Here is a 10,682-nt window from a genome sequence, read left to right on the forward strand (position 1 = left end):
ATGCTGGCAGCATGAAACTTCTCATCCAATGGTTCCTCTACGCCGCCGCGCTGCTTGCCGTGGCGGCAATCTACGGTGGCGTGGAAATCAGCAGCTTCGGCTCGGCGATGATCGCGGCCCTGGTCATCGGCCTGCTCAATGCCGTGGTCCGGCCGGTGCTGGTGGTGTTGACGCTGCCGGTCACGCTGCTGACGCTGGGGCTGTTCCTGTTCGTCGTCAACGCGCTGATGTTCTGGGCCGCGGCCAGCGTGCTCGACGGCATACAGGTCAGCGGCTTTGGCGCGGCCTTTCTGGGCTCGCTGATCTACTCGGCGCTGGGCCTGGTCATCGATTCAGCGCTCCGCCGTCTGTTCCCTTAAAAGCTCCTGCGTCGCGCGCAGCCGGGTGTCGATGATCGACGCCTCGAAGTGGTCGTTCTGCGTGCCGCCGCGGCGCGCGAGTTCCTGGCCGGCGCGGAAACGGTCCACCGCCGCCGCATAGTCGTAGTGCGCGGCCTGGGCTTCGCCTTCGGCGCGCAGCGCGCGCAAAGGCTGGCTCTGTGCCTGCCACACCTGTGCGATCGCCTGCCATGCCGCGGCATCGCGCGGATACAGCGTGACCCAGGTCTGCAGCGGGCTCGCCATGCTTTGCGCCTGACCCAGGCGCAGCAGGATCTGCGTGCGCAGCAGCAACACCGGCCGCGAAGGCTTGTCGGCCTTGTCGTCGATTTCAATCACCGGAGTCAGTGCCTGCAGCGCCGCCTGCGGCTGACCCGCGGCGAGTTCGAGTTCAGCGGCGAGCAAGCTCAGCTGGCGCATGCCTGCGGCGTCGCCTGCCAGCGCCTGCGTGAGCGCCGGCAAACCGGCGCGTGCAGGCCCATAGTCCTGCAGCTGAATATGCGCGAGCACTGCCGCATACAGGGCCGCCACGCGCTGGCCCTGGGGCTGGGCCGCAAAGCCGCTGGATTCGGGCAGGCGCGCCCATTGGCGCAGCACATCCACGCCGGGGCGCGACAGCACGCGAGCACGCGCCGCCATCATGCCGTGTTCGAGCGACGGCGCGGGCTGGGCCTGCACCTGGCCCGCGGGCAGCCGTGACTGCATGTCGGAAATGCGTTCGCTGGTCAGCGGATGGCTGCGCAGGTAGGGCCAGCTGCCGTTGTCGTTGAGCCGGTTGGCCTGCTGCAGCTTGTCGAACATGCCGACCATGCCCTGGGCCGAAAACCCCGCGGGCGCCATCAGGCTGTAGCCCATGCGGTCGGCTTCGCGCTCCATGTCGCGCGAGAAGTTGAGCTGGTTCTGCACCATCGCCGCCTGGCCGCCTATCATCAGCGCCTGGGCCGCGTCGGGGCTCTTGGAGGCGGCGAGCGCACCCAGGATCATCGAGGCGATCATCAGCGGCGTATGCCGGCTTTGCCCGGCGATCATGCGCGCGATATGCCGCTGGCTCACATGGCTCAATTCATGCGCCAGCACCGAAGCGAGTTCATCGCGCGTGCCGACCACGCCGATCAGCCCGAGGTGCACGCCGAAGTAACCGCCCGGCAGCGCAAACGCATTCACCGAGCGGTCGCGGCCCAGCAGGATCTGCCAGGCAAAGCGTTCATCGAGCTCGGGCGACAGCTCGCCGCGCGCGCGCGCCGCGGCCAGCAAAGGCTTCCAGATGCCTTCGACATACTCCTGCAGCGGGGCATCTTCAAGGTAGTCGGGGTCGCGGTACAGCGAGCGGATGATGCGGTCGCCCATGCGCCGCTCGTCGCTGGTGGTGATGCTCGCGCCGTCGCCCAGCGTGGGCAACTGCAACTGGGCCGCAAGCGGAAGAGGCAGCAGCGTGGCACCGGCCATGGCCAGTGCGAGCAGCGCGCGCAAGGGGTTTTGTCGGTAAAAAGGCATTGTTTGGAACCTGGGGGCATCGCCGAACCAGCCGGCGGTGGCAGTGGTACACCCCACTATGATGCCTTGATTGACTTTAACGTTCCGTCGGACACGCGTCCAGCGCGCGGCCCGCACCCACACCATGACTTCTCCTCTCACCCATTTCGACGCCCAGGGCCAGGCCCACATGGTCGACGTCGCCGCCAAAGCCGCAACCCATCGCATCGCCGTTGCCGAAGGCCGCATCATCATGCTGCCCGCAACGCTGGCCCTGATCGCCTCGGGCAGCGCCAAGAAAGGCGATGTGCTGGGCATTGCCCGCATCGCAGGCATCATGGCCGCGAAGAAGACCAGCGATTTGATTCCGCTATGCCACCCGCTGGCGTTGACGCGCGTGGCCGTCGATTTTGAATTGCTTGCCTCAGAGAACGCCGTGCAATGCCGCGCCACGGTTGAAACCGTTGGGCCTACCGGCGTTGAAATGGAAGCTTTGACGGCGGTGCAGATCGCGCTGCTGACGATCTACGACATGTGCAAGGCCGCGGACCGGGGGATGACCATGACCGGGGTGCGCGTGCTGGAGAAGCATGGGGGGAAGTCGGGGTCGTGGCAGATCACCTGAAGCACCCCCTGAGCCGCTACGCGGCTTCCCCCTCTCAACCTACGGTGGAGGGGGGCGGCCGGCCAGGCACGGCACCATCGCTGCGGGGCGGCCCTTGCTCGGTGCCCCCGGGCTGGAACATGTCGGTTGCATGGGCCTTGGGTGGCGCGAGCGCCAGAGATAAATGACGTTGTCTCCCGTTTGTTCTGGGCCCGGAATCGGATCCAGATTCCCGAGCGCATCACGGCACCAGGTAGCGACAATTTGCCGGCACATATTTGAATGCCGCCACGGTGGCAATGCCGCAGCCCCAGACAATCGGTTCAGCTGAGCGCATAGGACTGGAAGGTAGCGCCGAGTTGGTCACAGTGCCGCTGCCAGGCGTGAGCAAGATGGGCGCGCCCAATGCCATGGCGGTTTGGCCGGCATAGGTGATTGTGATGCGCCCATTTCCCATGACGGGCGTTGCCAATACAGGAATGCCGGCAATGGCAATCGACGCTACCTGGGTGCCTGCCGTGTATTCGTAGTTATAGGAGGCCAAGGCTGCACTGGGTGCAGTGGAGGCACCTGTGCCCGCATAGTCCGCAACCCCTGCGGTCGTCACGGTCGAGAAGGTATCTGCCACAGCGGTTTTGGCAGCCGTCGCCAACCCCAGCCCTTCGCTGACGCGCGTGCGCACGACGTAATCCTGGTACGCCGGCAAAGCCACGGCTGCCAAAATTCCAATGATTGCCACGACTACCATCAATTCGATCAACGTGAAACCTTGCTGTAGAGTGCGTTTCATTGAAAGCTCCTGATTAAAGACTTCTCGCCCATGGCCTCATGCATTTCGGCGGGGAATTGCCCGATGATAAATGGATGAGAGGAAGTGGCTGTGGGTTTTACAATATTTCAACGTCTCACAAAATACTGCCCGAATGGTCGTTCTGAACCAGATAAAACGACGAGTCTTATTGCTGGTGCAAGGCATGCAGCATGCCACGAGAACCCGCCGTTCATGGTTCGACAGGCTCACCACAAACGGTTATCCCGTTCGCCCTGAGCCTGTCGAAGGTTGAACGGCCTGTGCTTAAAGATATTTATTTGCGCGGAATGAATCCGTCGCCCGGGAGATAGGTGAAAGGCTCCATATTTCGGGAGTCGATCAATGCAATCCAATCCATGGAACGCACGCTGGTAAGTGGAAGCCAAATTACCGATGAATAAGGTACATTGAATTTTTCCGCAAGCTGGGTGATTGCCGTCTGCATGTCCGGATAGACCGCAAGCAGTTCGGGCAGGGTTCTGCTGGCCGCGCGAATCCTCTCTTTGGCGGACGCATACTCTTCCCACATTTCTGGTCGTACTGAAGGCTCCTTGCCAGCCAGGGATAAGTCAATGCTGCGCAACATTTCGGCGCTGTCCTTGGGTGTGCGAGTGCTTATCAACTGTGGACCCAGGGAAGGGAGTTTTCTCCAGCGGTCGGGTGCTTTTCTCAAATCGTCGGAATCGACTTCCGTGGCATTTATCATTCGCAGACGGTCAATTTCAAAAACAATATAAACTGGCCGAATCTGATGGATGGTCCAGACACCATAGGCGAGGGCGGTTAACTGGATTGCCGCGACAATGGTCGCATCGGTGAGCAATGCCCGGCGAGACTTCTCGGGATTCCAGATAAAAAGCAGGAGCAGAGGACCGCATAAAACGTCCATGGAGATGACCAGCCAATAGAGCGAAGTGCTGCCGGTAATCTCGGAAATTTCCCGAGGAAACCAGACTTTGAAAACAATGGCTGAAATCCCTATGGCGATAATAAGTGAAAGTGCCGCATGTGCCGCTGCTACCTTTATTCTTTCATTTGCTTTATGCTTTTTCATTTCGATAAGTGTGCGCGAATAAAAAAGAGGACCACACTGTGGTCCTCTTTGTAATCTGCATTTAATGATCAGGGCGCTGCGATGCTGGCGACATCGGGATCAAAGCGGCAGTTTGCTGGGACGTATTTGTAAGATGCGGGGGTGTTAATACCACAGCCCCAGACCACAGGCGAGCCTGCAACCATGGGAGCAGAAGGTCGACCAGCGTTGATCAAAACACCGCTGCCAGGGGTCAGAACGACAGTGTCATTCAGCGCAGCAGCAACTTGCCCGCCATAAGTGACTGTAACAGCGCCTTCGCCGGCTGCAGGTGCGGCCACGTTGGCAATGCCTGCGATTGCAATGCGGACGACATTAGTGCCGGCTGTGTATTCATAACCATAAACGGCAGTGCCTGGAGCAACTGCGGCTTGTGCGCCAACGCCAGCATAAGCACCAACAGCACCAGTGTTGACACTTGAGAAGGTGTCGGATACTGCCGTCTTTGCCGCAGTCGCCAAACCAATACCTTCAGTGACCCGCGCACGTGTCGTGTAATCCTGATAAGCCGGCAGTGCCACGGCAGCCAAAATACCAATGATCGCCACAACGATCATCAGTTCGATCAAGGTAAAACCTTGCTGGATAGTGCGCTTCATGAAAGCTCCTGAGTAAAAAATTAGGTAACCAGCATTAGCAATTGTCGTGCCAATGCGTTTGGGTGATCTGTCCTGCGCCGCTGCAAGGGGGTTGGTTGCAAATCCAGCGACGTACAAACATTTTCTGACAAGTTTGCCGCAAGCGTATGACAAAGTTGTCATTCGAGCGCGACTTTGCCAAAAGATGTCAGGTCTGCTCTGGCGAAGTCTCCGAGGCGTTCGCCTGGGCCAGCAGAAAGTGCAGGCGCGTGCCCGCGAGCTCGATGAGATCGCCGTGCTGCAGCGGTCTGGCCTCGGGGCCCACGGCCAGGCCGTTGAGGCGCAGGCTGCCGTCCGCGCCTTCGGTGCGGGTGACGGTAAAGCCTGCGGCCTTGCGCGTGATCGCGGCCACGGCCACGCCGGGTTTGCCCAGTGTGGTCACGGGTTTGACCAGCGGGACTTCACGCGCTGCGTCGCCGTCGATGCGCAGGCAGGCGGGTTGGGCGGCCGCGGCCGCGGCGGCCCAGGCGGCATATTCCTGCGACGTGAACTGCAGGCTCAGTTGGTATTGGCCGATATGCAGCTGGTCGCCATGCTGCAGTTCCTGGCGCGTGATGCGCTGCTGGTTCACGTAGGTGCCATTGGTGCTCTGCAGGTCTTCGATGGAGACGCGGCCGTCCGCGCAATGCAGCAGCGCGTGCTCGCCGCTGACGGCGAGGTTGCTGATGACGATGTCGTTGTATGGCCTGCGCCCGAGCGTGGTGCGCTCCTTGGTCAGCGCGACTTCCTTGATGATGGTTCCGTCAATTGAAATGACCAGGCTGGGCATGCACGGGACTCCTGCGGGTGATGGGTGCGCAGCCTTGGGTGAAGGCAGGCAACACGGGAGTTTAGAGGGTTTTTTCCGTAGCCGCCGGCCGCGCGACGCGCCTGGATGCGGCTTGGGGATCAGTCCGCGGGCGCGGGCTCCACGCTGGCAAGAATGACGCTGATGTTGTCATGCCCGCCCAGCGCGTTGGCGCGCGCGATCAGCTGCTCGGCCTGGCGGGTCAGTGGCTCGGGCGTGGCCAGCAGCGCCGCGATGTCGCTTTCAGGCAGCATGTCGCTGAGACCGTCGGAGCACAGCAGGATACGGTCGCCGGCTTCGAGTGCCTGTTCGTGCAGCGAGGGCCGCGCGCGCTCCGAGACTCCCAGTGCGCGCGTGACCAGATGGCCCAGTCCGGACTGGGCCGCCGCGTCTGCGCTGATCTGGCCGGCGTCGATCTGTTCCTGCAGCCAGGAATGGTCGCTGGTGAGTTGTGTCAGCGTGCCGCGACGCCACAGATAGGCGCGCGAATCGCCGAGGTGGGCCAGGACCAGCCGGTCCTGCATGAATACCGCCGCGACGACGGTGGCGCCCATGCCTTGGCAATCGGCATGTTCGCGCGCATGGGCACGCACCGAAGTGTTTGCCGCCTGCACGCAATGTTCGAGCGCGCGGTGCACCACTGCCATGCGCGGCCGCTGGTTTTTCGTCGCCGATTTCAGCGCGCTGCGCTGCAGCGATTGCGTGATGCATTGCACCGCGAGCGCGCTCGCGACTTCTCCCGCCCGGTAGCCGCCCATGCCGTCGGCGAGCACCGCCACGGACCAGGCGGCCTCCACCTCTACGTGTACTGCGTCTTCATTGTTGGGCCGCACCATGCCCGCGTCGCTGCGCTGCGCAAATGCGTAGCGCCACTGTGGCCGTGGCGGGGAGGGACGGCAAAAGCGCAGGAGCACGGGCAGATGGGTAAGGAAGGCAAGAAAGGACGCATCAGGGGAGGGCGTACCCGAGGATTGTCCCGGGGGCGTAATGACCCTTTGGCTATTGGGGCACATCGTACCGCGCCCCATGAAAAAAAGGATGGTGCCCTGCGCGCCATTGCAGCGCGAAAAGCATCCATCCTTTGTGTCCCGCGGGCTGCGCTGCGAGAGCGCGGCCCGAGGGTGAGCGTCAAGCGCTGGGAATCAGATCAGGCCCTTGAGCAGACGCGCCATTTCCGACGGGTTGCGGGTGATCGTGAAGCCGCACTCTTCCATGATGGCGAGCTTGGCATCGGCCGTGTCGGCACCACCGGAGATCAGCGCGCCGGCGTGGCCCATGCGCTTGCCTGCGGGAGCGGTCACGCCAGCGATGAAGCCGACGATTGGCTTCTTCATGTTGGCCTTGCACCACATGGCGGCTTCGGCTTCATCGGGTCCGCCGATTTCACCGATCATGATCACGGCGTCGGTGTCCGGATCGTCGTTGAAAGCCTGCATCACGTCGATGTGCTTGAGGCCGTTGATGGGGTCGCCACCAATGCCGACAGCCGACGACTGGCCAATGCCCAGTTCGGTCAGTTGAGCGACGGCTTCATAGGTCAGCGTGCCGGAGCGCGAGACCACGCCGATGCGGCCCTTCTTGTGGATGTGACCGGGCATGATGCCGATCTTGATCTCGTCAGGCGTGATCAGACCGGGGCAGTTGGGGCCCAGCAGCAGCGTGCGCTTGCCACCAGCGGCTTCCTTGGCCTTCATGCGGTTGCGCACTTCGAGCATGTCACGGACTGGAATGCCTTCGGTGATGCAGATCGCCAGGTCCAGGTCGGCTTCGACGGCTTCCCAGATCGCGGCAGCGGCGCCAGCGGGCGGCACGTAGATCACCGACACGGTAGCGCCGGTTTGGTGTGCAGCTTCCTTGACGGAACCGTAGATTGGGATGTTGAAGATCGACTCGCCGGCCTTCTTGGGGTTCACGCCCGCGACGAAGGCATTCTTGCCGTTCGCGTATTCCTGGCACTTTTCAGTGTGGAACTGGCCTGTCTTGCCGGTGATGCCCTGGGTGATGACTTTGGTGTCTTTGTTGATATAGATCGACATGTTGCTCTCTCCAGGGTCTATTACTTGACGGCTTCGACAATCTTGGTGGCAGCTTCAGCCATGGTGTCGGCCGAGATGATGGGCAGACCGGACTCGGCCAGCATCTTCTTGCCCAGCACTTCGTTCGTGCCCTTCATGCGAACCACCAGAGGCACTTGCAGGTTCACGGCCTTGCAAGCCGTGATCACGCCCGTGGCGATGGTGTCGCACTTCATGATGCCGCCGAAGATGTTGACCAGAATGCCTTCGACCTTGGGGTTCTTCAGCATGATCTTGAAGGCTTCGGTGACCTTCTCGGGAGTGGCGCCGCCGCCCACGTCCAGGAAGTTGGCCGGTTCGCCGCCGAACAGCTTGATGGTGTCCATGGTCGCCATGGCCAGGCCAGCGCCGTTGACCAGGCAGCCGATGTTGCCGTCGAGCGAGATGTAGGCCAGATCGAACTTCGAGGCTTCGACTTCGGCTGGATCTTCTTCGTCCAGGTCGCGGAAGGCAACGATTTCGGGGTGGCGGAACAGCGCGTTGGGATCGAAGTTGAACTTCGCGTCCAGGGCGGTGATGGTGCCCTTGCCGTCACGGTTCAGCGGGTTGATTTCAACCAGCGAAGCGTCGGTGTCCATGTAGCACTTGTAGACCTTCTGGCAGATGTCGATGAACGATGCCACCGAATCCGCAGGCATGCCGATGCCCTTGGCGAGTTCTTCGCCATTGGCCTGGGTGAAACCTTGCAGGGGGTCGACCATCACGGTGATGATCTTCTCGGGAGTGGAGTGAGCCACTTCCTCGATGTCCATGCCGCCTTCGCTGGAGGCAATGAACGCCACCTTTTGCGTGGCACGGTCGGTCACTGCCGACAGGTAGTATTCTTGCTGGATGTCAGCGCCGTCTTCGATGTACAGGCGGCGGACCTTCTGGCCTTCGGGGCCGGTCTGGTGCGTCACGAGTTGCATGCCGAGGATTTCGCCGGCAATGCGCTTGACATCTTCAATGGTCTTGGCGACCTTGACGCCGCCGCCCTTGCCGCGGCCACCCGCGTGGATCTGGGCTTTCACGACCCATACTGGGCCGCCGAGCTTTTGAGCCGCTTCGACGGCTTCTTGTACTGTGAATGCAGGAATGCCGCGCGGAACGGGCACGCCGAACGTACGCAAGATTTCCTTGCCTTGATATTCATGAATCTTCATGAGCTGTCTCTCTCTCAGGAATGGTGGTTTACCCGGTTGCCATAATGCTGTCTGGCCGCGGGCGTGGGACATGGCAATCCGGGAATGTATCATGCTGCGATGCACCATCCCTGGTGTAAAACTACTAACCCATATACTGGCTTTAGTGCTGCGCGTGTAGTGCAGGGCTGGTAACGATTGCAGGAGTTTTTCCATGTCCAAAGTCTTCATCGACGGCGAAGCCGGCACCACGGGTCTGCAGATCCGCGAAAGACTGCAGGCAATGCCTGGTGTCGAACTGATCAGCATTGCCCCCGAACTGCGCAAGGATCCTGCCGCCAAGCGCGCGCTGGTCGCTGGCGTGGACCTGGTGATCCTGTGCCTGCACGACGACGCCGCGCGCGAAACCGTGGCCATGGTCGATGCCATCGCCCAGGAGACCGGCCGCGTCATCAAGATCATCGATGCGTCCACGGCCCACCGCACCGCGCCGGGCTGGGTCTATGGCTTCCCCGAGCTGTGCGAAGGCCAGCTCGAAGCCGTGAAGAACGCGACGCGCGTCTCCAACCCCGGCTGCTACGCCACCGGCGCGATTGCGCTGCTGCGCCCGCTGGTCGACGCCGGCCTGGTGCCCGCAGACTTCGCGGTAAGCCTGCCTTCGGTGTCGGGTTATACCGGCGGCGGCCGCCCCATGATCGAAGCCTACGAGGCCGGCACCGCCGCGCCGTATGAGGCCTATGCATTGGGCCTGGCGCACAAGCACATCGCTGAAATCCAGCGCTTCACCGGCCTCACACGCCGCCCGCTGTTCATTCCCGCCGTGGGCAACTTCGCCCAGGGCATGCTGGTGCAATTGCCCCTGCATCTCGACCTGCTGCCCGGCGCGCCCAAGGCCGCCGATCTGCACGACGCGCTGGCCAGCCACTACGCGCGCACCGCGACGCCCGAGCAATGGGTGTCGGTGCTGCCGCCCACCGACGACGGCAAGCTCGCCGCCGACACGCTGGCCAATACCAACAAGCTCGAACTGCGCGTGTTCGCCAATGAGCAATACCGCCACGCAGTGCTGATCGCCCGCCTCGACAATCTGGGCAAGGGCGCGAGCGGCGCGGCGGTGCAGAACCTGCAGTTGATGCTGGGAGTTTGAGGGGGCGCGGCCGATAGGCCGCGCGAGCTCACCACGAACGGGATTTCGTGGCCATGCGTCACGCTGTGCCAACGGTTTTCCCCCGTTCGCACTGAGCTTGTCGAAGTGCCGTTTGCTTAGTGCAGCTGCAGCGCTATTCCTCCGGCACCTGCCCCGCCACCACCTTGCGCACCACATCGCCCGAGAACCCGCGGCTCGCCAGAAAACGCATCTGCTTGAGCTTTTCCTGTGGCGTGTCGGCCGGCGCGCCAAAGCGCTGGCGCCAGATGACGCAGGCGCGCTGCCATTCGGTGGCGCGCAGTTCCTGCGTGGCGGCGCGCACGGTGTCGTCGTCCAAACCCTTGCTGCGCATTTCCTGGACCACGCGCGCCGTGCCCAGCTTGCTGCCGCGGCGGTAGGCAACAGACTGTGCAACGCGTTCGGGGTTGATGAAGTTCTTGGCTTCGAGCTCGTCGAGCACGGCCGTCAGGTCGTCGCCTTCGGCGACATGGCTCGCGAGCTTGCGTTCGAGCTCGAGCCTGGAGTGTTCACGCTGCGCGAGCAGGCGCAGCGCACG

At 62.4% G+C, this 10,682-nt stretch carries 12 protein-coding genes; 3 read left to right on the plus strand and 9 right to left on the minus strand.

Annotated features, from left to right (window positions below):
• The first annotated feature begins 11 nt into the window (after positions 1 to 11).
• Positions 12 to 359 (plus strand): phage holin family protein, encoded by a 348-nt coding sequence (locus tag KHY18_RS05455; protein WP_213295225.1) that lies wholly within the window; start codon positions 12 to 14, stop codon positions 357 to 359.
• Here the strand turns inward: KHY18_RS05455 and KHY18_RS05460 are convergent.
• The gene (locus tag KHY18_RS05460) at positions 333 to 1,871 is read right to left on the minus strand and encodes a M48 family metalloprotease (RefSeq protein WP_213295229.1); all 1,539 of its coding nucleotides are present in this window, start codon (positions 1,869 to 1,871) and stop codon (positions 333 to 335) included. The genes KHY18_RS05455 and KHY18_RS05460 overlap by 27 nt on opposite strands.
• Positions 1,872 to 1,995: 124 nt before the next feature.
• On the opposite strand from KHY18_RS05460, the gene moaC reads away from it, so the two are divergent.
• Positions 1,996 to 2,475 (plus strand): cyclic pyranopterin monophosphate synthase MoaC, encoded by a 480-nt coding sequence (moaC, locus tag KHY18_RS05465; RefSeq protein WP_213295232.1) that lies wholly within the window; start codon positions 1,996 to 1,998, stop codon positions 2,473 to 2,475.
• 220 nt (positions 2,476 to 2,695) lie between these two features.
• On the opposite strand, the gene KHY18_RS05470 is transcribed toward moaC, so the two are convergent.
• The 7 genes from KHY18_RS05470 to sucC form a co-directional block, all read right to left on the minus strand.
• Positions 2,696 to 3,244 carry a pilin gene (locus tag KHY18_RS05470; protein WP_213295235.1) on the minus strand — a complete coding sequence of 183 codons (549 nt, stop codon included), beginning with the start codon at positions 3,242 to 3,244 and terminating at the stop codon, positions 2,696 to 2,698.
• Between the two features lie 295 nt (positions 3,245 to 3,539).
• Complete coding sequence (locus KHY18_RS05475) at positions 3,540 to 4,319, minus strand: hypothetical protein (protein ID WP_213295238.1); 780 nt, start codon at positions 4,317 to 4,319, stop codon at positions 3,540 to 3,542.
• Between the two features lie 68 nt (positions 4,320 to 4,387).
• Complete coding sequence (locus tag KHY18_RS05480) at positions 4,388 to 4,957, minus strand: pilin (RefSeq protein WP_213295245.1); 570 nt, start codon at positions 4,955 to 4,957, stop codon at positions 4,388 to 4,390.
• Between the two features lie 187 nt (positions 4,958 to 5,144).
• Complete coding sequence (locus tag KHY18_RS05485; protein ID WP_213295248.1) at positions 5,145 to 5,765, minus strand: FHA domain-containing protein; 621 nt, start codon at positions 5,763 to 5,765, stop codon at positions 5,145 to 5,147.
• A gap of 119 nt (positions 5,766 to 5,884) precedes the next feature.
• Positions 5,885 to 6,697: a Stp1/IreP family PP2C-type Ser/Thr phosphatase gene (locus tag KHY18_RS05490; protein ID WP_349630253.1), complete on the minus strand. Its 813-nt coding sequence runs from the start codon at positions 6,695 to 6,697 to the stop codon at positions 5,885 to 5,887.
• Between the two features lie 228 nt (positions 6,698 to 6,925).
• Positions 6,926 to 7,819 carry a succinate--CoA ligase subunit alpha gene (gene sucD, locus KHY18_RS05495; RefSeq protein WP_213295253.1) on the minus strand — a complete coding sequence of 298 codons (894 nt, stop codon included), beginning with the start codon at positions 7,817 to 7,819 and terminating at the stop codon, positions 6,926 to 6,928.
• Positions 7,820 to 7,839: 20 nt separating this feature from the next.
• Positions 7,840 to 9,000: an ADP-forming succinate--CoA ligase subunit beta gene (sucC, locus tag KHY18_RS05500; protein ID WP_213295257.1), complete on the minus strand. Its 1,161-nt coding sequence runs from the start codon at positions 8,998 to 9,000 to the stop codon at positions 7,840 to 7,842.
• A 193-nt stretch (positions 9,001 to 9,193) separates the two neighbouring features.
• On the opposite strand from sucC, the gene argC reads away from it, so the two are divergent.
• Positions 9,194 to 10,126, plus strand: a complete 933-nt coding sequence (argC, locus tag KHY18_RS05505) for an N-acetyl-gamma-glutamyl-phosphate reductase (RefSeq protein WP_213295265.1) — start codon at positions 9,194 to 9,196, stop codon at positions 10,124 to 10,126.
• 133 nt (positions 10,127 to 10,259) lie between these two features.
• Here argC and recX read toward each other — a convergent pair.
• A partial coding sequence (gene recX, locus KHY18_RS05510) for a recombination regulator RecX (RefSeq protein ID WP_213295272.1) occupies positions 10,260 to 10,682 on the minus strand: 423 nt, incomplete at its 5' end.

The sequence above is a fragment of the Acidovorax sp. CCYZU-2555 genome, assembly GCF_018413525.1.
Taxonomy (GTDB): domain Bacteria; phylum Pseudomonadota; class Gammaproteobacteria; order Burkholderiales; family Burkholderiaceae_C; genus Comamonas.